Annotated in this window: 20 protein-coding genes; 5 read left to right on the forward strand and 15 right to left on the reverse strand. The window is 72.2% G+C overall.

The features are described from left to right. Positions 1–36: 36 nt before the first annotated feature. The 3 genes from ACTMTI_RS26665 to ACTMTI_RS26675 all read right to left on the reverse strand — a co-directional run bounded on the left by ACTMTI_RS26665 (position 37) and on the right by ACTMTI_RS26675 (position 6723). On the reverse strand, positions 37–4845 hold the full coding sequence (locus tag ACTMTI_RS26665) for an SCO7613 C-terminal domain-containing membrane protein (RefSeq protein WP_441123253.1): 4809 nt from the start codon (positions 4843–4845) through the stop codon (positions 37–39). Between the two features lie 117 nt (positions 4846–4962). Further along, complete coding sequence (locus tag ACTMTI_RS26670) at positions 4963–5622, reverse strand: FadR/GntR family transcriptional regulator (RefSeq protein WP_441123254.1); 660 nt, start codon at positions 5620–5622, stop codon at positions 4963–4965. 69 nt (positions 5623–5691) lie between these two features. Further along, complete coding sequence (locus ACTMTI_RS26675) at positions 5692–6723, reverse strand: ADP-ribosylglycohydrolase family protein (RefSeq protein WP_441123256.1); 1032 nt, start codon at positions 6721–6723, stop codon at positions 5692–5694. 74 nt (positions 6724–6797) lie between these two features. Between ACTMTI_RS26675 and ACTMTI_RS26680 the strand changes: the two genes are divergently transcribed. After that, a complete protein-coding gene (locus ACTMTI_RS26680; protein ID WP_441123257.1) occupies positions 6798–8720 on the forward strand; it encodes a Xaa-Pro dipeptidyl-peptidase in 1923 nt (640 codons plus the stop codon). Positions 8721–8761: 41 nt separating this feature from the next. On the opposite strand, the gene ACTMTI_RS26685 is transcribed toward ACTMTI_RS26680, so the two are convergent. The 6 genes from ACTMTI_RS26685 to ACTMTI_RS26710 form a co-directional block, all read right to left on the reverse strand. Next, entirely contained in the window at positions 8762–10579 is a 1818-nt protein-coding gene (locus tag ACTMTI_RS26685) for an RNA polymerase sigma factor (RefSeq protein WP_441123258.1), read from the reverse strand. 37 nt (positions 10580–10616) lie between these two features. Next, positions 10617–11783, reverse strand: a complete 1167-nt coding sequence (locus ACTMTI_RS26690) for an FAD-dependent oxidoreductase (RefSeq protein ID WP_441123259.1) — start codon at positions 11781–11783, stop codon at positions 10617–10619. After that, positions 11780–12532 (reverse strand): maleate cis-trans isomerase family protein, encoded by a 753-nt coding sequence (locus ACTMTI_RS26695; RefSeq protein WP_441123260.1) that lies wholly within the window; start codon positions 12530–12532, stop codon positions 11780–11782. Before ACTMTI_RS26695 ends, ACTMTI_RS26690 begins: the two co-directional genes overlap by 4 nt. Positions 12533–12568: 36 nt before the next feature. Beyond that, positions 12569–12772: a hypothetical protein gene (locus ACTMTI_RS26700; protein ID WP_441123261.1), complete on the reverse strand. Its 204-nt coding sequence runs from the start codon at positions 12770–12772 to the stop codon at positions 12569–12571. Positions 12773–12785: 13 nt separating this feature from the next. After that, positions 12786–13088: a hypothetical protein gene (locus ACTMTI_RS26705; protein ID WP_441123262.1), complete on the reverse strand. Its 303-nt coding sequence runs from the start codon at positions 13086–13088 to the stop codon at positions 12786–12788. A 448-nt stretch (positions 13089–13536) separates the two neighbouring features. Next, entirely contained in the window at positions 13537–14247 is a 711-nt protein-coding gene (locus ACTMTI_RS26710; protein ID WP_441123263.1) for a hypothetical protein, read from the reverse strand. 222 nt (positions 14248–14469) lie between these two features. Here ACTMTI_RS26710 and ACTMTI_RS26715 point away from each other — a divergent pair, with 222 nt between their 5' ends. Then, entirely contained in the window at positions 14470–15726 is a 1257-nt protein-coding gene (locus ACTMTI_RS26715; RefSeq protein WP_441123264.1) for a Scr1 family TA system antitoxin-like transcriptional regulator, read from the forward strand. Between the two features lie 182 nt (positions 15727–15908). Then, a complete protein-coding gene (locus ACTMTI_RS26720; RefSeq protein ID WP_441123266.1) occupies positions 15909–16742 on the forward strand; it encodes an SAM-dependent methyltransferase in 834 nt (277 codons plus the stop codon). A 6-nt stretch (positions 16743–16748) separates the two neighbouring features. Here the strand turns inward: ACTMTI_RS26720 and ACTMTI_RS26725 are convergent, their stop codons facing one another. Genes ACTMTI_RS26725 through ACTMTI_RS26740 form a run of 4 tightly spaced genes read right to left on the reverse strand, consistent with a single transcriptional unit; the run spans position 16749 to position 21150 of the window. Beyond that, entirely contained in the window at positions 16749–18347 is a 1599-nt protein-coding gene (locus ACTMTI_RS26725; RefSeq protein WP_441123267.1) for an MFS transporter, read from the reverse strand. A gap of 19 nt (positions 18348–18366) precedes the next feature. Further along, positions 18367–18786, reverse strand: coding sequence for a hypothetical protein (locus ACTMTI_RS26730; protein ID WP_441123268.1), 420 nt, complete (start codon positions 18784–18786; stop codon positions 18367–18369). Then, on the reverse strand, positions 18783–20300 hold the full coding sequence (locus tag ACTMTI_RS26735) for a hypothetical protein (RefSeq protein WP_441123269.1): 1518 nt from the start codon (positions 20298–20300) through the stop codon (positions 18783–18785). Before ACTMTI_RS26735 ends, ACTMTI_RS26730 begins: the two co-directional genes overlap by 4 nt. A 31-nt stretch (positions 20301–20331) precedes the next feature. After that, complete coding sequence (locus tag ACTMTI_RS26740; RefSeq protein WP_441123270.1) at positions 20332–21150, reverse strand: DUF4253 domain-containing protein; 819 nt, start codon at positions 21148–21150, stop codon at positions 20332–20334. 108 nt (positions 21151–21258) lie between these two features. Between ACTMTI_RS26740 and ACTMTI_RS26745 the strand changes: the two genes are divergently transcribed. Beyond that, a complete protein-coding gene (locus ACTMTI_RS26745; protein ID WP_441123272.1) occupies positions 21259–21837 on the forward strand; it encodes an HAD family hydrolase in 579 nt (192 codons plus the stop codon). Here ACTMTI_RS26745 and ACTMTI_RS26750 read toward each other — a convergent pair. Both ACTMTI_RS26750 and ACTMTI_RS26755 read right to left on the reverse strand, forming a co-directional pair. Beyond that, the gene (locus ACTMTI_RS26750; RefSeq protein ID WP_441123273.1) at positions 21834–22460 is read right to left on the reverse strand and encodes a TenA family protein; all 627 of its coding nucleotides are present in this window, start codon (positions 22458–22460) and stop codon (positions 21834–21836) included. The two genes, ACTMTI_RS26745 and ACTMTI_RS26750, sit on opposite strands and share 4 nt — an antisense overlap. A 142-nt stretch (positions 22461–22602) precedes the next feature. After that, positions 22603–23634, reverse strand: a complete 1032-nt coding sequence (locus ACTMTI_RS26755) for a TIGR03118 family protein (protein WP_441123274.1) — start codon at positions 23632–23634, stop codon at positions 22603–22605. A gap of 240 nt (positions 23635–23874) precedes the next feature. On the opposite strand from ACTMTI_RS26755, the gene ppgK reads away from it, so the two are divergent. After that, positions 23875–24615: a polyphosphate--glucose phosphotransferase gene (gene ppgK / locus ACTMTI_RS26760; RefSeq protein WP_441123275.1), complete on the forward strand. Its 741-nt coding sequence runs from the start codon at positions 23875–23877 to the stop codon at positions 24613–24615. The last annotated feature ends 72 nt before the right edge of the window (positions 24616–24687 follow it).

A 24687-nucleotide genomic window follows, 5' to 3' on the forward strand; every position in this document is an offset into this window, starting at 1 on the left:
ACACGCGTCCGGCGTCGTCCTTCTTGCGGCGACCGGCTAGCGCATCCTGACGATCAGCTTGCGGATCTTGCGCAGGTCACGCAGCCGGTGCTCGTACGTCGCCCCGGTGAACAGCAGGAACGCGCCCGCCAGCGCGATCGGCAGCCAGCGCGGGCCCTCGCCCATCAGCTCGGCGAGGGTCGGCGCGAACTCGTGCGCCGCCGTCACCACCAGCACCGCCCCGCCGAGGATCAGCGGCGCCTGCAACCTCGCCCACGCCCCGGCGAGGGTCGCGGCGAACGCGGCCACGCCGAGCAGCAGCGGCCTGGCCAGGCCCGGGTCGTTCCAGGCCGCGTAGGCGCTCGGCAGGAACGTCAGCGCCAGCGCCGTGCCGTAGCCCACCCATGAGGAGATGCCGGGATCCCGCCGCCTGGCCGGCAACGCCGCGACCAGCCCGGCCACGGACAGCGGCACGGTGTACGCCTCGGGGGCCGTGACGTCCGAGATCGCGAGCCGGAGCCAGAGGGCGAGTTGCAGCAGCCCCAACCCGAGCCAGGCGGCCCGGCGCCGATCGGGGCGCAGGGCGACGGCGAGGGCGAGGACGCCGGCGCAGGCCAGCGCCAGGGACAGCAGGCCCGCGTCCGTGGCGGCCATGATCACCGCAACCCCGGCCAGACACCACCCCGGCACCTCGACCCCCACAGCAACCCTGCCCCCGCGCCGATCGCGCTCGGTCCCCCCGCGGGCGTGGCCGACTCCATGACGGCGTCGATCGGCATCGGCCCCGGCCGGATCGGCTCCTGCCGGGGCCTGCTCGGCATCGACCCCGGCCGGATCGGCTCCTGTCGGGGCCTGCTCGGCATCGACCCCGGCCGGGCCGGCTCCTGCCGGGGCCTGCTCGGCATCGGCCCGCTTCTGCTCGACACCGACCTGGGCCTGCTCGATCTCTGACGGCACCGTGCTGATCCCGGCGGGCACCATGGCGGCCGCTGGGGTGCGTGCTTTGAAGGGGCGGCGAGGCGGCGGCGTGCCTGAGCCGGTCCGGGCCGTCGGCGCGAAGCCGGGTGCGGCCAGGCGGGGTGCCTTTCGGCGGGTCAAGGCGGCGGCCGTGAGGGCGGCCAGCGCGGCGACGGCGAGCAGCGCGAAGGCCGCCACCTGAACCCGGAACCCCGCCGACAGCGCCGAGGCGATCGCGAGCGCGCCCGTGGCGACGGTGGCTGAGGCGGCGGCGCCCGTGCGCGCGATCTCGTCGCGGCCGAGGACCCAGGTGACGATTCCCAGCACCGCGACCCCGCCCAGCACCAGCAGCGTGTACGGCTCCGCGTTCAGCGACCATGCCACCAGATGCCCGCCGAACCCCACGGCCAGCACCCCCGCGACCCCGGCCCGCGCCCCGGCGGCGGCCTGCGTGGCCAGCGCCACCAGCAGGACCCCGTAGAAGACCGACGTCCCCGGATACGGCATGTCCGCGACCGCAGGCACGAGCAGCAGGCACCAGAACGCCCCCACGGTGGCCGCGGCCCGCCCCGCGAGCGCGCCGCCCAGCCCGCGAGCGACGATCACGCTCGTGACCGCCACGAACGCGCCCACCCCCAGCGCGGTCTCCACCCCCGACAGCACGAACCCCGCCCGATCCAGCTGGAACGGCTCCCCTTGCGATCCCAGCCACTGGTACGCCGCCACCTGAGCCGGCCACCCCGTGAACTGCTCGGACCACGGATCACCGATCCGCGGATACGGCACCCACAGAACGGCGGCCCAGACCGCCAGATGCGGCAGCACGGCCACCCCGGAGACCACCGCCGCGAACACGTACGCCCCCGCTCTGTGCCGGACCGCCAGCCGCCCGGCCGTCCCGGCCAGCGCGAGCGCGCCCACCGCCAGCACCAGCGACAGCCGCGCCGGATCCGCCACCGACAGCGCCAGGGCGACCAGCCACAACACCACCGCCGTGCCGCCCACCGGCCCGGGGACGGCGACGGGCAGGCCCGGCAACGCGGCGGCCCGCGCCAGCAGCACCGCCACCAGCAGCAGGACCAGCGCCGCGTTCTCCGGCCCCAGCCCGCCGCCGAGCGCCGCGGCCACGCTCTCCGCCCCGATGGCCAGCCCGGTGACCGTTGACGCCACGCTCGTGACCGGAGAGCCCTTGCCCCGGATCGCGCAGAGCAGCCCGGTCACCACGATCGCCGCCAGTACCGCGAGCGTCGCCGTACGGTCGGCCAGCGACCACGAGATCGCCAGCGTCGCCGTCCACAGACTCGCGCTGCCCGCGGCCGACCGGCTCACCGCCGACCAGAGCGCGAGTCCCGCCGTGAGCGCGACGAGGAAGGCCAGCGCCGCCCAGTACGGCAGGTCCGCCACCACCGGCAACGTCGTGGCCGCCAGCGGGAACGCGATCCTGGCCACCCCCATCGCGGCCGGCCTGCCCCAGCACGCCCAGGCGGCGAGCGTGCCCGCGGCGGCGGCCAGCACCAGGACGGGCAGCAGCATCGGTTGTTCCTGCCACGGCCCCGACGGGCTGACCGCCTCGCGCGCCCCTTCGGCCGCCCCGGCCCAGGCGTGCGTCAGCCACCCGTACGGGCCCACGAGTGCAGGCACGACCGCCTTGCTCACCGGCAGCGGCGCGAGAGCGGCCAGCAGGCAGGCCTCGACCGCCGCCGCCGTCCGCCACGGGTCCCTGGGCCGCCGCCACGCGGAGGCCGCCGCCAGCATCGCGCAGAGCGCCAGCACGAGCGCCGGCCATTCGCCCTGAACGCCGTGCTGGGCCAGCGCGAACAACCCCACCGCGACGGCCGCCGTCTCGACCGCCGCGCACCCGCCCGGCTTGATCAGCCTGGTGATCCGATCCAGGCTGCCCAGCGCGAGGGTGGCGCCCGTGCTTCGCGCCCGCACGACCGCGGCGGCCAGCTTGCGCGACGGCCTCGTCACGACGAGCGTCGCCGCCCGCACGCCGAGCAGCGCGAACGCGGCCCCGAAGCCGCCCGCGAACAGGCCCCAGACGAGCAGGCCCGCCGCCAGTGTGGCCCCGGCGCCGCCTGCGGCCTGCACCGCCTTCGGCCGGACCGCGACGGCACCCGCCAGCGACACCACCAGGAGCCCGGCGGCCACCCCGACGGTGGCCTGCCGATCGGCCAGCGCCCAGCCCATCGCCAGCACGGCCAGGTACCCGCCCAGCCACAACGCCGCCCTGCCGGGATATGCCGGGTCACCGGCCCGGCGGGTGGTGACGGCCCGCACCGCCGCACCGGTCCCGCCTTCGGTCTCGTGGGTGGCGCGGGCGGCCACGAGGAGCAGGGCCCCGGTCAGGGCGACGAGCACCGCCAGCGCCGCCTCGTACGGCATCCCCGTCGCCACCGGCGCGGTCAGCACCGCCAGCGAGCCGAAGACGAGGCAAACCGCATGCCGGAGCCCGGTCGTCCACACCTCGCCCCACGGCGGTACGAGCGCCAGCCCCAGTGCCACGGCGACCATCACCACCGGCGTGGCTGCCGTGTCGTCCCACTGGATGCCACGCGGCCCCAGCACCTGCGAGGCGGGCCCGCCGGCCTCGTCCCACACCGATCCCAACCAGCTCAGCGGGGTGAGCGCGGCCGCGGTCACGGCCTGCGCCTTCCAGCCCGCCGCCGCCACCAGCGTCAGCAGGGCCCCGATGCGCACGCCGCCGCGCAGCCGTACCGGGAGCTTGACCGTGGCGGCGAGGATCAGGCAGGCGGCGCCCGCGAAGACGGCGGCCTGCCACGAGCCGGGCACCAACGACCAGGGCACGACGCACACCGCCCCCATGGCCGCCAGGCACGCGCAGGTCGCGATCAGCCGGCGGGCCGCCTGGCCGCGGGTCGCGGCCGCCCACAGCATCGCCACCACGGAGGCGGCGGCCAGGACGAGAGCCGAGACCACCAGAGGGGCCACGGGGAGCGGGTCCAGGCTCCGTGCGACTGACAGGATCATGACCAGGCCGGTGCCGAGCACCCAGGCGAGTGAGCCCGCGACGGCCGCGGTCACGTACTCGATGGCGGCCCGTGCCCGCCGCGCCGCCTGCCACAGGGCCAGGTCGAGCGCGGCCGTGGCGACCAGCGCCACGGCGAGCCATAACGAGGAATGGCGATCCATGGCCAGCCCGGCCAGCGGGAGCGGCGCCTGCGCCAGCACGAGCGCGACCGGCGCGGGCAGGCGCAGGGGCGCCCACCGCGAGTACGTCGCCCACCCCACGGCCAGCGCGGCGCTGTTCAGCGAATATCCCCACAGCGGGTCCAGCCCGGGACCCGCGGAGGGTAAGCGGTCGTCGAAGACCTGCGTGATCGCGACGTGGTCGAGAGGGATCAGCACGAGGCCGATCAGCGCCACCGTCTCGGCGGTCGCCACCAGCCGGCGGCGTACCAGCAGCCAGGGCGCGGCCAGCACGGCAAGCGTGAAAACGCTGAGTATGAGCGCCCGCAGCGCCGGCACCTGCCAGCTCACCAGTGTGAACACCACCGCCGCGATCGACAGCAGGACGCCGCCGAGCAGCAGCAACAGGTTCTGCACCGCCCGATGCGACAGGTCACGCCGGGGCGCCCGGACGGACACCGCTCCACCCGCGCCGCCCGCAGCCACCGGTCCGGCGGCCACGGCCGCCGACGCCTCCGCGGGGGCGGTCACCGTCTCGGCGGCTGCCGCCGCCGCGGCGGTGGCCGCGCGCATTCGGGCGAGGGCCTCATCGCGGCGCTTCAGCAGCTCCGCACGGCGCTTCTCCAGTTGGGCGAGCGCGGCCACGGCGGCGAGATGGCCCGCGGCGGCAGGCCCGTGGAGCAGCAGGCCACAGTCAGGACAGGCGATCGGCGAGCCGGCAAGGCCGGCATCGCAGCCGGGACAGTTCGGCCAGTACATGAGGTGTACCTCGCGAAGATCGGGAATACCGACGACCTTGCCGCACAAATCACGCTATGTCTGAAAATCGGGAAAGCCGCCGCCTGCTCGTAACGGAGGCGGCCGCCACAGGAGCTGTCAGAGGTGGCGTTCCTGCTGGTCCAGGATGGCGACGGAGACCGCGACCGCCCGAGCGGGATCCCCGTCCTCGATCGCCCGCAGCAGGTCCTCGTGCGAGCTGTCCGGATCCAGCGCCGCCTGCTCCTGGTCCCTGACGCTGTCGCGCAGCGCGTCGCTCATGCTGCGATAGAGGTCGGCGAGCAGCGCGTTGTGCGCCGCGTCCGCCACCAGCACGTGGAAGTCGACGTCCGCGTCCGCGAACCCGTCGAGATCGCCCGCCCGCCCGGCCGCGTCCCTGCGGGCCAGCGTCTCCCGCAACGCCCCCAGCTCCTCTTCGGTGCGCCGCCCCGCCGCCAGCCGCGCCGCCACGAGGTCGAGTCCGCGCCGCACGTCGATGATGTCCATGGCGGCCGCCGTGTCGAGCCGGCGGCGCAGCGCGACCTTGGACTCGTCGATGGCGATCACGTAGGTGCCGTCACCCTGCCGGGTGTGCAGCAGGCCGGCATGGGCCAGCACCCGGACCGCCTCGCGTACGGACAGCCTGCTCATCCCCAGGCTCTCCGCGAGCCGGCTCTCGGACGGGATCTTCGTGCCGACCGGCCACGCCCCACGGGCGATCTCCCGGCGGAGCTCGTCGATGGCCGCGTCAACGAGCGAGGTCCGAGCGACGTTGCGCATGCATCCTCTTCTCATCCGGCTGGGAATTCCACCCTAGACGCTGCTGGGACACAGGTCGCGGCGACGCGGTCAGGCCAGCTCGGCGGCCAGGCGCTCGATCGTCTCGCGGCCCTCCAGGGGACGCAGCCAGACGGCGGGCAGGGCGGCGGCGCCGTGGCGCGCACCCAGCAGGTTGCCGCACACCGAGCCGGTCGAGTCGCTGTCGCCCGAGTGGTTGACCGACAGCAGCAGCGCCCGCTCCACGGAGGGTTCGGCGAGGGCGCAGTACACCCCGATGGCCAGCGCCTCCTCGGCCACCCACGCACCGCCCAGCGACTCGGCCTTCTCCGGCGTGTGCTGCCCGCCCGCCGCCGCCAACTCCACCGCCGCATGCAGGGCGGCCGTCGTCTCCTCGTGCTCGGGGTAGCCGGCCAGCAGGTCCATGGTGCGGTGGACGGCCTGCTCCAGCGCCTCACCGGCCATGAGGTGCGCGACGATCGCGGCGAAGGCCCCGGCGGCCAGGTAGCCGGTCGGATGGCCGTGGGTGATCTGCGCGCACACCGCCGCCGTCTCGAACGCCTCCCGCGCGTCCCGCGTGACCAGGCCGAACGGGGCCGAGCGCATCACCGTGCCGCAGCCCTTCGAGTTCGGGTTCACCGGTCCCGGCTCGCCCAGCGGCGACGGGCCGGGGAACGGCCGGCGCAGCCCGGACAGGCAGGCGTTGCCCGGCGCCCTCCTGGAGTAGAGCCAGCCCTCCTCGCGGAGGCGGCCCGTGCGGTGGGGGCGGTCGGCGGGCGGGGGAGCGTGGTGGTCCTGGGTGTCGAGCCAGCGCAGGTACGCCTCCCGCACCGACTCCGCCACCGGCGCGCCACCCAGCCCGGCGGCCGGTGATCCGCTAGCGTGATCGGCGCGGAGCAGGCCCTCGACGGTGAAGAGGGTCATCTGGGTGTCGTCGGTAATGAGGCCGATTTCGCCGCGCCAAGTAGCGATATATCCGGAAATGCCGTCCGTGCCGTGATCCCTGCGGATCTCCCGCAACGACTGGAACTCGATCGGCGCGCCGAGCGCGTCACCGATCGCGCCGCCGAGGAGGCAGCCCCGGGCCCGATCCTGAACATCCATACCTGGGATCTTGTCAGGTCCCAGGCCGTCTGAGACATTGCGGTTTGTTTCATCGACAATCACGGAGGTCACGCGTGTCACAATTACGCCCGGCCGTCTTCGCCGTCGCCCTCACCCTGGCGATCGCGACCCCGGCACAGGCCGCCACCGGACCCTCGATCACCATCGAGAACAACCGCACGCAGCCCGTCTTCTCCTACGCCGACGCCGTCCGCGAGCACGTGTACGTCGAGTCCCCCGTCGACAGCGACCAGGACGGCAACCTCGACAAGGTACGAGTGGACATCATCAGGCCCAAGGAGTCCGGCCCTGGGCTCAAGGTGCCGGTGATCATCGACGAGAGCCCGTACTACGACAACTCGGGCCGCGGCAACGAGGGCGAGCGGAAGGTGTACGACGCCGCCGGAAATGTCGTGAAATTCCCGCTCTTCTATGACAACTACTTCGTCCCGCGCGGCTACGCCGTGCTCAACGTGGACATGCTCGGCACCACCAGGTCGGAGGGCTGCCCGGACATCGGCGGCAAGGCGGACGTGCTGGGCGGCAAGGCCGTCATCGACTGGCTGAACGGCCGCGCCAAGGCGGTCAAGCCGGACGGCTCCCCGGCCGTGGCCGACTGGACGACGGGCAAGGCCGCCATGATCGGCAAATCGTACGACGGCACCCTCGCCAACGCCGTCGCCGCGACCGGCGTCGAGGGCCTGAAGACCATCGTGCCGATCTCCGCGATCAGCTCCTGGTACAAGTACCAGCGCAGCAACGGCGTCGTCTACAACTACGACTACGCCTCCTGGCTGGCCAACTACATCGACACCGACCCCGAGCCCAAGTGCCAGGCGGTCCGCGACAGGATGGACGCCGAGGACGGCGACGACACGGGCAACCACAACCCGTTCTGGGCCGAACGCGACTACATCGGCGGCCTGCTCGGCGACGTGTCCAAGGTCAAGGCCAGCGTCTTCGTCATCCACACGGTCAACGACCTCAACGTCAAGCCGGACAACTTCTCCGCCTGGTGGAAGGCCCTGGCCGACAGGAACGTGCCGCGCAAGATCTGGGTCGGCCAGACCCAGCACGTGGACCCGTTCGACTTCGAGGGCCGCAGGGGGATCTGGGCGGACACCCTGCACCGCTGGTTCGACTACTGGCTGCACGGCGTAAGCAACGGGATCACGCAGGAGCCCCGCGCCGACGTCGAGATCGGCCCGGCGCAGTGGATCACGCAGCGCGACTGGCCGGCGCCGTTCGCCGCCAAGGCGTCGCTGCGGCCCGCGCCCGACGGCTCGCTCGGCCTCAAGCCCGCCGCCAGGAACAGCACCGCCTCCTTCACCGACGTCGCCATGAGCGAGACCGACATGGTGGCCGACGTCGGCACGGCCAACCCGGGACGGGTGGCGTTCACCACCGGCCCGCTCCCGCTCGACCTGCGCCTGTCCGGCACGCCCACCGCCGACCTGCGGGTCAAGCTGGACAAGCCCACTGCCAACCTGACCGCCCTGCTCGTCGACTTCGGGGCGGACACCCGCGTCGACTGGCGCCGTGGCCAGGGCATCACCACGCTCACCGAGGAGGACTGCCACGGCGAGAGCACCGCGGCCGACGACGCCTGCTACAAGAAGGTCGTCACGAACCTGGCCACCCGCCCGCTGGAGATCGTCGCCCGCGGCTGGATCGACGTGCAGAACCGCCAGTCGCTCAGCCAGTCCACGCCGCTGCCGGTGGGCACGTACGGCACGGTCAAGTGGCTGACGCTGCCGCAGGACTACACCTTCAAGAAGGGCCACCGGATCGGCCTGGTGCTCGCCGGCACCGACGCCACGTACAGCGGCGAGACCGGAACCGGCGCGAACGTGACCGTCGACCTGGCCAAGAGCAGCGTCGTGGTGCCGTTCGTGCTGGGCACGCCGCTGGCAGACGTGCCGCAGGACAAGGCCAGGTTCCACGGGCCCGACCGGATCGAGCTGCCGCAGCCGGAGCCTGAGTTCCAGTTCTTCTAAAACCGTTCCCGGCCTTGGGCTCTCCGGAGCCCAAGGCCCCCCTACTCGCAGGCGCTCCAATGGACGCGGCCACGCGAGTCGAGCATCCGCGCGCCCCTGTCCCTGGCGACCGTCCAGCTCACGCGCAGGGTCAGGGCGCCCTTCGCGGCGGTGGTGCCGCCGGTGCGGACGCCGTCGCCGGTCGTCGTGCCGGCCCACCTGATGGTGATCTTCCCGCGCTGGACGTCCGGCCGCCCGCAACCGGGCCGGGAGGCGGGCGCACGTACCTTGAAGCGGTTCCCCGACACGGTGATGCCGTCCGTGCCGGTGACCGAGGTGATCTCGCACCGGCCCGTGCACGACAGCGCGAACGACCCGGCACGTTCCGGCCCCAGCCACAGCGACGCCGGCGACAGCCGTGCCACCGGGGGCCCCGGCCTGGGCAGCTCGGCCTTCCTGGGCAGGCTCGTCAGGCCGGAACGGGCGGCGGTGGTGACCTCGGCCGTCCGGCGAGAGGGCTCCTCGAGCAGCGGGCCCGTCTGGGCGGCGGCCCTGGTGAGCGTGGGCGGCTGTTCTCGGGCGTTGAGCATCGCCCACACCAGCCCCGCCGCCAGCAGGCCCACGCCCATGATCAGCCCGAGCCTGGCGACGGCTCTGATCGGCGCCCCGGCCTCGGGATCGTCGTCGGGCCGGTCCTTCCAGAACTCCTGCCACTGCTCGCCTTGCAGCTGGGACAGGTCGCCGCTCAGGGTGACCCCGCCGTACCGGATGATCGCGCCGCCGCCGGAGGGCTGGTCGCCCGGGGTTTCGCCGCCCCGAGCCCCGTTGACGCTCGGCGGCGGCCCCGCGACCGGGGCGCCGTTGCTCGCGCCACTGATGGTGGTGCTGTAGACGAGCTTGTCGCCGTACGCGCCGCCGCGGAAGGCCCGCGTCCGGCTCGGCGGCGTGAACGGATGCCGCCCGCGCAGCACGTGAGGGCGCTCCTGGTCGGCGGCGGCCGCGCCCGCCGCCGACCAGGGCTCTCCCGGCGGCGCCGTCGTGGGGCCGGCGGCCGGGACGGGCGGCGTGGCGTCGGCGACCGGGGGGACCGCCGCGGTACCGGTCTCCACTGAGCCGGTCTCTACTGGGCGGGTCTCCACCAGTGTGCGGGCCTGCACAGGAAAGCCGTCCGCCCGCCAGAGTGGCCCCTCGCCGGGCAGCGGCTGCGCCAACGCCAGCCGGTTGGGAAGTGTGCCGGGCACGGTGGTGATCGGCAGGCGGCGCAGCAGCGCCCCCGCCGACATGGTCCTGGGCGCGGCCCGGCAGGTCGCGCAGGACTGGATGTGGCGGCCGATCCTGGCCCTGGCCCGCCGCCCGGGGGCGGTGACCCACACCGCCACCCGCGCCGTCAGGTCGGGGCACCCGTCGCGGGTCCGCGCGGCGATGATCGCGGCGAACCACTCCTCCAGGCCGGCGGCGGCCTTGGTCACGATGGCCCGTATCTCGGCCGGGTCCAGCTCGAAGACCATGGCGAGCTCGGCGTCGGCCAGGCCGTGCCGTACGGACAGGTCGAGCAGCTCGCGCTGCGGGCGATCCAGGGACAGCAGGGCCTCGGGCAGCAGCTCGGACATGCGGCCGGGGCGCGACCACGAGCCGATGCTCGCGGGCTTGGCCACGATCGCGCGGTGCACCCGGGTCAGCGCGTACAGCCAGGGCCGGCGCAGGGCCGGGTCCCTCATCCGGTCCGCGTACAGGTGCGCCGTCAGCAGCGCGCCGGCGACCGCCTGCTCGGCGTCCCCCGCGGCGAGCTCGGTGCGGCAGTAGTCGTAGAGACGGGCTCCGTGCTGGTCGCACAGGTCACGAATGGCCTGGCGCGCTTCGTCCGACAGGGTTCGCCACATCCGGCGTCACCTCCCTCAAGATCATCGTGGCGGCCTGTCAGGTCTTCCCTGGCACGGTGTCCAGCAGCGACGCCTGCGCCAGGTAGGCGCGGGTCGCGTCGGGATCTCCGGCGATCGCCCGCAGCCCGGCCATGGCCGCCGCGAGCCTGGCGCTGTCGTGCTCCCGCACGCCCACCAGCCGCGTCTCGCCGCGCGGGATCACCCGCTGCAGCAGCACCGAGCGCCGCCGCCAGGCCCAGGCCTCCAGCGCGGCCGGCGGGGCCGCGCCGCCGAGCACAGCCGCGATCACCTGGGCGGCCTCGGCGGCGTCGTGGATGCCCGCGTTCATGTTCAGGCCGCCGACGGTGGACGTCAGATGCGCGGCGTCGCCCACGAACAGGACCCGCCCGCACCGGTACGAGCTCAGCACGCCCCTCGACAGGCCGAACCGGTCGGCGCCCGTCACGTGGATCGGCCCGCTGGCGCCCGGCAGGGCCCTGCGGACCAGCAGCGACAGGTTGGACGGCGACAGCGGCTCGTGCGTGTCACAAGGGATCTTGAAGATGATCCGCCAGTGGTCCGGCAGCGCGAGCAGGGTGCACGACTGCTGCACATCCCGTACGTACGTCAGCGGCGCCAGGCTCGGCAGCAGCCGGTCGAGCGGCGAGTCGGTGAACACCCGCAGCGCCTGCGCCGGATAGCCGGATCTGGGGAACGGCAGCGCCAGCGAGCCGCGCACGGTGCTGTGCGCGCCGTCGGCGGCGATCATGTACCGGGCCCGCGTCCAGGTGTGGCCGACGCGGACCCGGATCCCTGTGCCGCCTTCGGCCGCTCCGTCCACGCGGGTGCCGAACCGCACGTCGACGTCGGGATAGACGCTGAGCGCGGCGAGCAGCAGCGGAGTGAGCGAGGTCTGGTCGGCGTGGATCCTGAACGGATGCCGGGTCAGGCCGTCCAGCCGGTTCATGCCCATCTCGGCCAGCACGATCCCCGACCGATCCCGCCACTGCACCCGGTCCACCACGCGGCCCTTGGCGACGAGCTGCGAGGCCACGCCGAGCCCGTCGAGCAGGTCGAGCGTGGCCGGGTGGAAGGTGCAGGCACGCGGCTGCCGGCCGAGCTCGCTCTCGCGCTCCAGCACGGTGACCGGGATCCCGGCCCTGGCCAGCGACAGCGCAGCGGTCAGTCCCGCGGGCCCCGCTCCGACCACGATGACGCCGTTCATGCCGGGCGCCTCCCCTGCGCCGCCATGGGACGGCGGTAGGGCACGCGGCTGAGCGTCACGGGCTGCCCGATGGCCCGGGACAGCGCCCACCAGGCGGTGCAGAGGTTCGAGGTGAGCAGGAGCCGGTCGGTGCCGGTGCTGAGCGGCCCGAGGACGGGCAGCGTGGCCAGGCCCGTGCCGGTGAACAGCAGCACCGCGTCTCCGGGCAGCTCCGCGAGCTCGATCTGGGTGATCAGCTCGGCCGGGGTGACCGCGTAGGGGGAGTAGCCGTCCTTGGCTCGTACCTGGACCACCTGGGTGACGTTCAGTCCTGCCGTCTTCCAGAACCGCTCGGCCAGCTCCGTGACCCACGGCTGGTACGCCGAGACGAGCACGATGTCGCCCACTTCCGCGTGCTCCATGGCCTCGCGCATGGCCAGCGTGGCCGAGGCGAACGGCGTCCCGGCCGCCGCGCTCAGCTCGGCGCACTGGTCGCGGTCCTCGTCGGGGCCGAGCAGGTAGCGCGGCTCGCTGCAGGCCATGACCAGCGCGTCGAGCCGCAGCCCGGCGAACGCGTGGACCATGGCGGGCAGGATCTCGTTGTAGCTTTCCAGCCGTTGCGCCGGGGCCAGCCCGGGTCGTATGGGGAAACGGGTGACGTGCATGTCGGCACGCGACCCGAGCAGGCGGGTCAGCTCTGGCTCCGCCGACGGGTTCGCGGGCGCCACGATCACGCCCACCCTGCCGCGGCTCACCGCACCGGTGCGCATTGGGTGTCTCCTCCTGCGAGGGCGAAGGCGGGGGGTTCAGGAGGCGCGGTGCCGCAGCGCCTGGTCGATCTCGGAGACGGCCTGCGCGGACACCTGGCGGATGCGGCGCAGCCGGTGCACGGTACGCGCGGAGTCCGCCTGGTCCTGGTCCTCGCCCCAGGACGGCGGCGGCGCGCCTGGCCGGGCGCCGCGCGCGTGCACTTCGTGTGGTTGTGACCTGCGCATCTCGTCGGCGAGCATGATCGCTCCTGTTCTATATCGGGTTGACGACCCTGAGGTCGCTTGCGTCGAAGCGGGCCGGCCCCACCCGTGCCGCGCTTCGTGCCTGGTCGAAACGGTGGAGCAGCCCGGCGAGGAGCCGGCGCGGCGGCGCCGGCTCCTCTTCGGCCGCGCGTTGAGAGCCACATTCGGTCTCACGGCCCGACGCCCCGGCGACCCGCACCAGCGCCGTGGCGGCGAGCAGGACGGCGGCCGGCGTGGCCACCAGCACGGAGGTGTAACCGGGCACAGGTCCGTCCGGGAACGGCCGGTAGATCGGCACCGTGGCGCCCGTCACGTCGATCGCCCCGCCCGGAACCGCCTCCGCGCCGATGGCGAGAGCGGATTAAGCCGACCCCAAGCGCTACCCCTCGAGATGGCCAGCACGCCAGCCGCTAACGCGCTGGTCAACGACACCGCGCCGACTAGGTCGGGCACGTGCCACACGGTGCCGGGGGGGTGGGGAAGCGCCGGGGCCAGCGCCATGAGCGCCGCCGCCAGTCCCGCACAGGAGGCGAGCCTGATCGGCGGGCCTCCTTCTGGCAGCGGCGCGAATATCCCTGCGCCCGCGCTCGCGCACCCTGGTGCGACGCCCTGGACCCTGCGGCGGGTGGGCGGCACGCCGAGGAGCGGCGCGAGAAAGGCGGGGAGTCTGAACGCGGCACCTGTGCCCGCTTCGGCGGCCGGTCGCGGCCGCATGGCGGCCGGGGCCGGGCCGGGCCGGCGTTCGGGGGAGAGGGCCGGCGTCATAGCGCCGTCCCCGCGGTCATGGCCAGGTTGGGCACGCTGACGCCGACCATCCGCTCCGTGAGCCCCACCCGCGGTCCTGAGGCGCGCGACCGGGCCGGCACCGCACCACCGGCCACTGTGCGCGCGACCTTCGACGCGAGCGTGAGGTGCTCCCCGCAGCGCCGGCCCACCTTGGCCTCCAGCCCGGCCACCTGGGCCAGCCTGAGCCGCAGCGGCTCCAGCGACGACCGGCGTTCGAGTCCGTCGAGATCGGCCAGCCGGGCGGGCCAGCGCAGCGCGCCGGCGCAGCGATCCTCCACCTCGCCCGGAATGTCCGCTCCCGGGAACCCCGCGTGGCGCAGCCGGGTGGCGATCATGACGGCCATGAACGCCGTCGCGTCGAAGTCGGCCAGCCGGCCCGCGAGGGCCGCGGCCAGCATCCTGGCGCGGTGGCCCAGGCAGAGCGCGCTCCACCCCAGCAACAGCAGCCGGTCGGGACCCGTCTCCGTGTGCCAGCCGGTCAGCCGCAGCTCGCGGGCCATCCGGTGGTAGAAGCGCCAGCGGTGACGAGGGTTGTCCAGCCAGACCTGGACTCCGCCGAGCGGCAGGCTCGCGACCTGGACACCCGCACCGGCCAGGGGGCCGGCCACACGGGCGCAGATGCGCTGGACCACCTGCTCCTGCGCCGGAGAGGCCAGATCGTCCAGGAACCAGGAATCCATCGTCACTTCCGGCCACCTCCTCGCTCGGGAACTCTCTGAACCTGCTTGCTGTTAAGCCACAGTTACCGCGTGCTCCGATAGTCCGCTTCTGTTGGGGGGTGTGTCAACTGACAGTTTCCGCATAAGTTGATAGCAGCCCGCGTGGCAGAGGTTGCCCGCATGGCAGGGGACAGTGGGGCTCGTGTCCCTTACGCTGGAAAAGTTCACGGGCGGTAGGAGGTGTGTGCCGTGGCGAACTTCGCCGAGCGGCTCGATCTCGCGCTGACCAAGCGCGGCTTCACCGGCGCGCAGCTCGCCTCCGCGCTGACGGAGGCCGGCATCCCCATCACCCGCGCCTACGTCAGCCAGCTGCGCACCGGCAAGCAGACCAACCCGACGCTCCAGGTGCTGCGTGCGCTGGCCTCCTGCCTCCAGGTGAGCGTCGGCTGGCTGGTGGGCGACGACCACCTGGAGTCGGGCGCCGTCGAGGACCTGCAACTACGGGCGGCCGCACTCGGGCTGTCCGCCTCCGGGCTGTCGGAGAGCTCCCTCGCCGTGCTGCGCGGCGTGGTCGAGCTCGCCCGCAAGGCCGAGGGCCTGCCCGGCGAGCCCGAGCCCACCCCCGACATCCCCGACGCCGCCACGCCGCTGAGCGAGCCGCAGTGCAGGGCGCTCGGCAAGCGGCTGCACGGCCTGCGCCTCGCCGTGGAGCTGTCGGTCGAGCAGGTCGAGAGCGCGCTCGGCAAGGGCGCGGCCGCGATCCCGGCCATCGAGGAGGGCCGCATCGCGCCGCCGCCCATCACCGTCGAGCGCCTGCTCACCGTCTACGGTGTCACCTCGCCGCCGATCCGCGAATACGTGCTGGCGCTGGCCAGGGGCGAACGCGAGGCCGCCTGGTACGACGCCCAGTCCATCCCCGTCTGGCTGGCCGCCACCTACGCGCTGGAGCAGCGGGCCACGCTGATCCGCAGCTACCACAACCAGTTCGTCCCCCCGCTGCTGCAGACCGAGGATTACGCCAGGGCCGCCGTCACCGTGACCGGCCCCGCCACCCTCGGGCAGGCGACGGTCGAGGAGGCGCTGGCCCTCGTGCTGGCCCGCCAGGAGGCCCTGTCCCGCGAGAGCGGGATCGTGGTGTGGGCGATCATCGACGAAAGCGTCCTGGCGCGCTCGATCGTCGGGCCGCACGTCCAGCTCCGCCAGCTCGAGACGCTGATGGACCAGGCCAAGCGGCCCAACGTCTCACTACATGTCGTGCCGTTGGAGGATCCCGCGTACGTGCCGCGCACCGGCCCGTTCACGCTCTGGCGCTTCGCCGAGGCGTTCGAGTCCGACATCGCCTGCGCGCACGGCATCGAGCGCGACGAGCTCATCACCGACGCCGCCGCGGTGGAGGTCTACCACCAGGCGTTCACGAAGCTGTCGGTGACGACGACCACCCGCGAAGAGACCGTTGAGGTGCTGAATTTCCATTGCGAAAGGCTTTCGCGTTCGCTCGGAAAGTGATCTCTTTCCCGCATAAATGATCGTTATGCGTGGGGGAGGGGTACGCACATATACCCAAAACTAATAGCTTTTCCTGTTGTGTTCTCGCGAGTAGTGAGGATCATATGGTCTGGGTCATCGAGTGGGGTCCGAAAGGACATCTTTTCCCGAGATAGTGGGCGAGGGGAAAGGGGCAACACTCAATGCGTCAGCGTGCCATCCGAAACCTGGCGAAGCTGGAGATGACCCAAGCAAGGATCACCCGGGTTCTCGACGCCGCCACGGGTGGAAAGAACAACTTCGTGGCGGACAGAGACGCAGTGCGCCGCTACGACCAGGCCGCTCCCATCACGACGACGGCCGCGCGGGCCGTGCTCCAATATTTATGCCGTGTGGTCCGTCATCTGGCGTCCGAAGGCGTGGACCAGTTCGTGGTGGTCGGCAGCGGCGTGCCCAGCGGGTTGCCCGCCGGCCGTCAGCTGCATGACATCGCCGCGGACGCCCTGGTCGCCTCGGTGCCGAGAGTCGTCTATGTGGAGAGCGACCCGATGGTGCTGGCCGGAGCGAGGGCGACGATCGAGCCCGTCACTGATCTCGTACGCGTCGTGGAGGGCGACGTACGCGAGATCGATGACGTCCTCGACGACCGGGTCCTGCAGCTGTTCCTCGACTGGGACCGGCCCATGGCCGTGTTGCTGCTGTCGGCCCACAGCCTGAACGACGACGAGTACTTCCATTACGTGATCAAGCGGATCAGGCAGGTGGCGCCGGAAGGAAGCTACCTGTCATTGCTGCAGACCACGTTCGACGCGATTCCGCCGGAGCTGCTTCCCGCCATTCATGACCTGCTGGCGATGACGCTGCCCGGCCACGCGATTCGCACCCGGGAGGAGGTGGAGGCGTTGCTCGAGGGTCTGGTGCTGGTGGATCCGGGATTGGTGTGGGTCCCGGAATGGCGGCCGAATGGCCACGACACCGCCTGCCTTGATCAACCGAACTCATCGGGCAATTACGGTGCCGTGGCCTGCATTCCTTGAACCGGGTCACGCCTCGGCGGTCGCGACAGTGGGTTCGGCCGGTCCGCCGGCCGAACCCTTGGCCGGCTCCACGCCGAACGCGAGCACCGCGAGCACGGCCAGCACGAGGGGCACCGCCCCCAGCAGCGCCGTCATGCCGATGGAGGGCGCCGCCGCGCCCGCGACCAGCACGCCGGTGACGGCCACGCCGCCGAACTTGCCGACGCCGGCCGACAGCCCCGAGCCGCGCGAGCGCACCCGGGTCGGATAGATCTCCGAACTGTAGGCGGCCAGCACCGCCGCGATCGCCGCCGTCCCGACGATCGGCCCGGCCAGCAGGAGGTAGAGCCACGTGCGGTCCTGCGCCAGCGTCTCGCCCGCGAACGACAGCACCACCAGGGCCGCGCCGACCAGCGCCGAGAGCGTGATGATCGTTTTCTTGGCGCTCCACATTCCGTACATGGCGGCCGAGATGAAGATCAGCGGCAGGCCCAGCAGCGTCGAGTCGCGCAGCGCGCGGTCGGCGGTCGCCTGGTCGAGGCCGAGTCGCTGCAGGTTCGACGGAATCCACAGCTGGAAGCCGTATGTGACCAGGCCGATGCTCAGCCCCAGGACGACGACGGCCGTCGTGAGCCCGGTGAACGGGCGGCGGAACAGCCGTGAGTAACCGCCGTCGTGCTCGTCGGCGACCCGCTCGACGTCCTCGGCGGAGACCGCGGCGGCGCCGTACCTGATCATGATGGCCCGGGCCTCGTCGTCGCGGCCGTGCGCGAACAGGAATCGCGGCGACTCGGGGATGAACCGGTTGAGCAGGATCAGGAACACCCCGGTCGGCAGGCCGACCAGCCACAGCACCCGCCAGGAGAACTCGGGCACCAGCTCGGCCGACAGCCAGCTCGCCGCGAGGTAGGCGACGGCCAGGTTGCCGCCGATGAGCACCATCACCCAGCCCTTGTGCCGCGGCGGGATCGTCTCGGCCAGCAGCGAGAAGGTGATCGGCAGCATGCCGCCCGCGCCCAGTCCCATGGCCAGGCACATGGCCAGGTTCCACCCGAAGTCCGGCATGACGCCGCAGATGGCGGTGCCGATGAACAGCACCCCGGCGAACAGGATCGACGGCTTGCGGCCGATCTTGTCGCCCAACCAGCCCCACAGCAGCGAGCCCAGCACGGTGCCGGTCAGGCCCGCCAGCGGCAACAGCGCGACGGGCAGCTCGCCGACCGGGTTGAGCGCGGATTTCAGGCCGTATTCCCTGGCCATACCGGGCGCGACGAAACCGAGCGTGATCGGCTTCATGGCGTCGATCACCACGGCGACCGACATGACCACGATGAGCCCGATGTGGGCGGGCCGCATACGCGCGTCGTCGAGCGCGCGGACCCGCACCTCTCCGGCCGGCTTGGCCTTGAACGCCCCCGGCGGCACCAGCCCGTACGCGGTGACGAGCAGGCCCACCACGATCAGTGCCATGCCGACCGTCATCGGCACGTCCATCGGCATCCCGGCCAGCCGGTAGTGCATCTCCGCGCCGTGCAGGTACATCGGCAGATGCAGCACCACCCCCGCGACGGTGGCCAGCGTGCCCAGCCAGAAGTACAGCGGCCGGGCTAACTCGACGCCCCCCATGAGTCCCCCCTTCGTCCGATCACAGAAAGCGGCCCCCCCGAAGCCGCCACTTGACGAAAAACACCCGGATGGGCCCGTTCACGAACAGCCACTGGCCGAGCCAGACGACGCCGAACATCACGGCGAACGCCCACCCTGACACCGGCCCCCGAACGCCCGGCACCAGCCCGGCCTCGAGCAGCACCCACATGAGCAGCCCCTCGGGCACGATCGTGAGCAGGCCGAACATCGTCGGCCAGTCCTTGTCCCAGCGGAACTGCATCAGCAGGTGGTAGAGCAGCTCCCACCCCACGCCGGCCACGGCCACGGCCAGCAGCACCAGATAGGCGTCCCGGAACGACATCGGCAGCAGCAACGTGACCAGCGCGGTCAGCGCCGCCCCCACCGTGGCCAGCACGAACAGCCGGGTCTGCAGGCGCCCGGCGAGCGTCGGGATCACGCGAGTCTCCTGTTCGCCGCCCACTTCAACCACTGGGTCACTGACCTGACCGGGCCGATCCCCTTGCAGAACCCGCGCCTGGCCAGGTCGTCGGCGATGTCGAGGGCCGCGGTCTGCATGCCGAGGAAGCTGTCCACGGCCAGGAAGTGGTTGCCCGCGGTGGCCGCGCCGGAGGCGTAGAGCGCGCCGCCCTCGCTCTCCGCGCCGATCACCTCGAAGTTCGGGCCCACCAGGAGCCGCCCCGCCTTGTTGGGCCGGGCGCCGGAGTGTTTGAGCAGGTCGTCGAGCACCCGGTGCTCGGGCATGTCCGCCTCGAGGCCGGTGCAGTCGATGATGAAGTCGGAGGCGTACTGCATGCCCGCCGAGTTCGCGCTGCGCGTGTAGGTGACCAGCCGGTCGTCGGGCGCCTGGTCGATGCGCTCCACCACGGCCTGCACGGGGTTGTACCAGCGCCCGTGCTTGGCCCTGCTCATCTGCTCCTGCCAGCGGGCCAGCTTGGGCGTGGTGGTCCCGGCGACCAGCTTGGCCAGCTGGGCCCGCCGCTCCGGGGACGCCTTGCGGAACTGGGCCTTGAGCTGGCCGCCGAACGCCGACTTCGGCATGGTGAACGCTTGGTAGGCCCACCCGTCGCCGCCCTTGCGGCGCATGAACGGATGCGGCCCGTGCGTGCCGGTGACGTAGGTGCGGAAAAGGTGCACGATCTGCGTCTGGAGGCCGTACCGCTCCCTGTCGTCCATGAGCCGCTGCAGCACGCGCGAGGCCACGATCCCGGCCCCGCGCACCACCACCACGCCGGGGCGCTTGCGCAACTGGTCATAGACGTGCTCGTGCGGCTCGTACGCGTTCACCACGCGATACCGCTCATTCTGCCGCTGCCGGAACTCCTGCAGGTCGTCGAGGAACTTCAACCCCGGATAGCCCACGGCCAGATGCACGTACTGGGAGCGCAGCGCCACCCGCTTGGTCGGCCCGCTGCCGGGCGGCGGGGTCAGCACGGTGAAGTAGCCGCCGCCCAGGCGCTTCCTGACCATGCGCACCTGGCCCTTGGCCAGCATCTCCCAGTAGCCGATGCGGTCGGCCTCGCGCCGCACGCTCCAGGTGACCATCCCGGCCTTCGGGCTGTAGAAGTCCGCCATGACCGGCTCGGTCAGCACCTGCAGGAGCGGCTTGACCGTACGCTCCTGCCAGGCCTCCTGCACCGCGTACGACGGGAAGCCCCAGATGTTGTCGGGCCGTGCGCCGGCGTCGGAGCGGATGCGCTCATGCGCCGGCAGCTGCGAGACGCGCGTCAGATACTCCCACGTCTGCCATGGCGAGTCGCTCGTCGAGAGCACCCGCATGGCCGCCGCCGCGACGCCGCGGATGCGCAGCACGTCCACCAGCGTGAACGAGCCCAGTCCCCCGCCGACCGATACCAGTGGCACGTCGTAGATGGGGATCCCCGCCGAGGCCACCAGCCCGTCGGCCCAGACGGAGGAGTGCAGCAACTCCGGCGTCAGATCTCCCCAGGACACGAGAGCTAAAGGTAGCGTAAAACCGCGGAATTCAGTCCCACCAGAAGGACCACGAATATCCGCCGATGATCTGGTCGGCGTAGCCCTGGAGATCGCCGGGTCCCTGGACGACGTTGTCCGGGCAGAACGCCCAGTGCTCGGCCGCCACGTGTAACGCGTGCTCGGGATCGACCGGCGGCGCCGCCACGCTCAGCTCCAGCGTGTTGAACCCGACGCTCACCACCCGCGCCCCGAACCTGTCCTCCCAGCTGCGCACCACGGCCGCCAACGGCACCATCCACTCGTTGTGGTGCAGCGCGCCCTGCCAGCCCATGACCGCCAGCGCGTCCGCGCCCCTGGCCGCCGCCACCAGGCCGAGCGGCATGGACTTGGCTGCCAGCTCGCCCGCGTACCAGTCGGCGACCGCCTCGGGATCGGCTTTCAGCACCCCGGGCGGCGCCGTTCCCGGGCAGATCGCGCCGTACGGCTCCAGCTCGGCCAGCGCGTCCTGCGGCATCTGCGACACCCACTCCTGCCACACCTCGGTCATGAACCCCTCGGCGGTGAAGTGGTCGATCTGGCGTGGATCGTCCGGCACGACCTGCCCCACCCCCCAGGGCTGCGCCGACTCGTCCAGCAGCAGCGGCCACAGCCCGCTGCGCGGATGCCAGGCCCGCAGGCGCGCCCAGTCCTCGCCGGTCGCGGGTGCGTCACTCATCCAGAACGCCGGCCTGGCCGCCTCACCCTGCCGCGTGTAGCCGGGATCGGGCCAGACCACGTCACCCGCGGGCAGGGCGACGGGCAGCGTGCGCCCGCTGCCGTCGTCCGGGAACAGCCGGCGCAGCTCACGTGGCAGCCGGTGATCGTTCATGCCCTACCGTTCCGATACCGATACCTGTCTCGGAGATGGTAGTGCCGCCGGTCGCCCCTGCACCTGCACCGGTACGCGAAAAACCGGGGGCTGTCACAATGAGGGGTTGTGATCCCCTTTGCCGCTGTTCTGTCTGACCTCGACGGCGTGCTGCGCCACTTCGACCACGCCGCGCAGGCGGACATCGAGGCGCGTTACGGCCTGCCCCTGATGAAGACGGCCTTCGACCCCGAGCTGATCCTGCCGCCCACGCTCGGCCAGGCCACCGAGGTCCAGTGGGCGGAGTCGATCGCCGTCGCGCTGGGCGGGGACGAGCGGGCGCGGCAGGCCGTCGCCGAGTTCATGCAGGTGCGGTTCTGGGTGGACGAGGAGGTCAGGGCGCTGCTGGCCAGGGCGCAGCAGCACGTTCCGGTGATCATCGTGACCAACGCCATGGACACGGTGGAGGAGCACCTCGGCCGGCTGGGGCTCACGTACTTCGCCGACGACCTGGTCAGCAGCGCCAGGGTCGGCGTGGCCAAGCCCGACCGGCGGATCTACGAGATCGCCGCGGAACGCGCCGGCGTCGCTCCCGAGCGGTGCCTGTTCGTCGACGACCGGCTGCCGAACGTGGAGGCGGCCAGGGCGCTCGGCATGACCGGCATCCACTACCGCACGATCGCGGACCTGGCGGCCGTATTGGGTTAGGCCATGTCGAAGAAGGCCCGTTCGAGCTCCACGGCCCGGCGGAACACGCCGAGGACCTCCTGGCGCCGCCGCTCGTCCAGTCCCGCGCCGAGCCGGTCCAGCTCGCCGCGCAGGAAGGCGACCCAGCCGCGGAACTCCTCGCCCTCGTGCAGCTCGATCCACTCCCGGTGCACGAAGCTCTCCGGCAGCGGCTGCGCGGCACGTGACGCCCAGCCGAGGTAGCACCACTCGGCCACACAGAGCACGGCGGCGATCAGCAGGTAGTCCTGCGCGGTCCTCACCTCGTCCATGAGCTGCTTGAACGAAGCCGTCACCGGCTCCAGCGCCACCTCGGTCCGTCCGCCGAGCGCCGCCAGCGCCCGGTGGAAGTAGGTCTTCTCCTCGGTGGCCGCCACCTGCCCGAGGAACCGCGCGTACGGCACCCGCGCCTCGAACGTGTCGGCACTGGCCACGGCCGCCCCGAGCAGCGCCGTGAAGGAGTCCACGAACTGGAAGTCCTGCTCCAGATAGCGTCGCATGTCGGCGTCGCCTGTCGTGATCGCCATGGCGAACGGGTGCGTCACCACGGCCGTCCACTCGGGCTCGCACTGCTCGCGCAGCCAGTCGCTGAAGGATTCGCTCACGGCTCCGACCGTACCGGAGGAGTTGTTTCCGGCGCGGCTCGCGCCAACCGCGCCGGAAGTTCATGGGTGACCGCCGCCCCCCGCCTGCTGTCGGCGAGCTGCGCTTCCCGCCTGGCGGGAGGCGACGGCGTGCGAGCGCCGGTCAGTACCCGCCGTACGGACTCTGGGTGGTCGGCGCGCTGCTCTTGTGCCCGGACGGGTGGTTCGTGGGGCGGCTCGTCGGGCTCGTCGACGGGGTGGCCGTGGACGTCGGCTTCGTGCCCTGCGGGGCGATCACGCCGATCAGGCCGTGCTTGGCGCCGTCGATGCCGGCGGAGAACCACAGGGAGCTCTCGCCGCCGGTGGTCGCGGTGCCCGGCTCGATGTCCCACAGGCCCGGCAGCTTGATCGCCCTGCCGTCGGCGCTCTGGAGCGCGCCCAGGTGCCGGCCCTGCCGGTACGCGTGCACGGTGCCGTCGCCGAAGTTGCCGACCAGCAGCGCGCCGGCGTACTGACTCCAGCCCTTCGGCGCGGCGGTCAGGCCCCAGGGGGCGTTGAGTCCCGTCCTGGAGATGCGGCCGGTGAGGCGCCCGCTGGCGTTGAAGCGGCTCACGAAGCCCTTGCCGTTGCCGAAGACGGGCTTGCCGGTGCTGGGGTCGCGCAGGGCGTAGGCGACCCAGATGTTGCCGTTGGCGACCGCGACGTTGTACGCGTTGTAGTTGTCGGGCAGGTCCGGGTCCGTGAACTGCCAGCGAGCCAGGCGGATCCGCTTGAAGTCCTCGTCGAAGGCGTGGATGCGGCCGCTGGCGAAGTCGGCGGCCAGCAGGTAGGCCTCGTCCTCGGTCTGGACGAGCTCCAGGCCCTTGTAGTCGGCGCCGCGGGTGAACGCGGCGATGATCGCGTTCTTCGGATCCACCTCCGCGTTCCAGCCGGTGATGGCGCCGCTCGGGCTGGAGAAGATGAACTGGGCGGGCTTGCCCTTCACGGTGAAGCCGTCGCCCGGGTTGAACACCTGACCGGTCGGGGCCCCGCCCGGGATGGCGACCTCGGTCTGCTCCTTCTTGCCCGTCCCGGAGTAGACGGTGGCGGTGCCGGTGCCGGTGTTGGAAACCCACAGAGTCTTGCCCATGGCCAGGCCCCACGGGTTGACGACCTTGGGGTCGGTGACCGGGGCCTTGCCCTGGACGTCCGACACAAGGTTGATGACGTCGAAACGAGTCCTGGTGGTGGCGTGTGCGGGAGAGGTGAGAGTCGCTCCCAAAACAACCGCAACAGCGCAGAGTGTGATGATGCGTGGCCGCATCCGTTGCCTCCTAGTTAGCGCTTGTGACGCGAGATACGTGGAGGGCCGGAGGCGGGTTCATCCGGGCCAATGGAAATATCGGTGTGGGACCCCCGCATGTGTCGGGGATCCAGTCGGGGAGAGGAAGGGAACATGAACGTGCTGGGCATCGACATCGGCGGCTCGGGAATCAAGGGCGCCCCCGTGGACATCGAGGCCGGGCGGCTGATCGAGGAGCGCCTGCGCATCCCCACGCCGCAGCCCGCCAAGCCCGATGACATGGCCCCCGTGGTGTCGTCGATCGTCGAGCATTTCGGCTGGAGCGGCCCGGTCGGCGTGACGTTCCCCGGGGTCGTCGTGGACGGCGTGGTGCGCTCGGCCGCCAACGTGGATCATTCCTGGATGGGCGTGGACGCGGCCGCCCTGTTCGGCGGCGCGACCGTGCTCAACGACGCCGACGCGGCCGGGGTGGCCGAGATGACGTTCGGGCGCGGCAAGGGCGAGCGGGGAACCGTGCTCGTGCTGACGTTCGGGACCGGGATCGGCAGCGCGCTGTTCACCGACGGGACGCTGGTGCCCAACACCGAGCTGGGGCACCTGGAGCTCCACGGCAGGGACGCCGAGCACCGCGCCTCGGCGCGGGTGCGCGAGGAGCACGACATGAGCTGGGAGAAGTGGGCCGAGCGAGTGGAGGAATACCTCAAGCACGTCGAGATGCTGTTCTCGCCGGCGCTGATCGTGATCGGCGGGGGAGCGAGCAGGAAGGCGGAGAAGTTCCTGCCGCACATCACCCTCGACACACCCGTGGTGCCCGCCGCCCTGGAGAACGAGGCGGGCATCATCGGCGCGGCTCTCGCGGCGGCCTCCGGGCCGCGCCCTGGGACATCGCGCTGACCGGCGCGTCCATCGATATTGGGATGCGCGGAGCCGTGGAGTCAGGCACGATGGTCCGTTGGCTCCGGGGAT

Source organism: Nonomuraea sp. H19, from assembly GCF_052068215.1.
In the GTDB taxonomy this organism is placed as follows: Bacteria; Actinomycetota; Actinomycetes; order Streptosporangiales; family Streptosporangiaceae; genus Nonomuraea.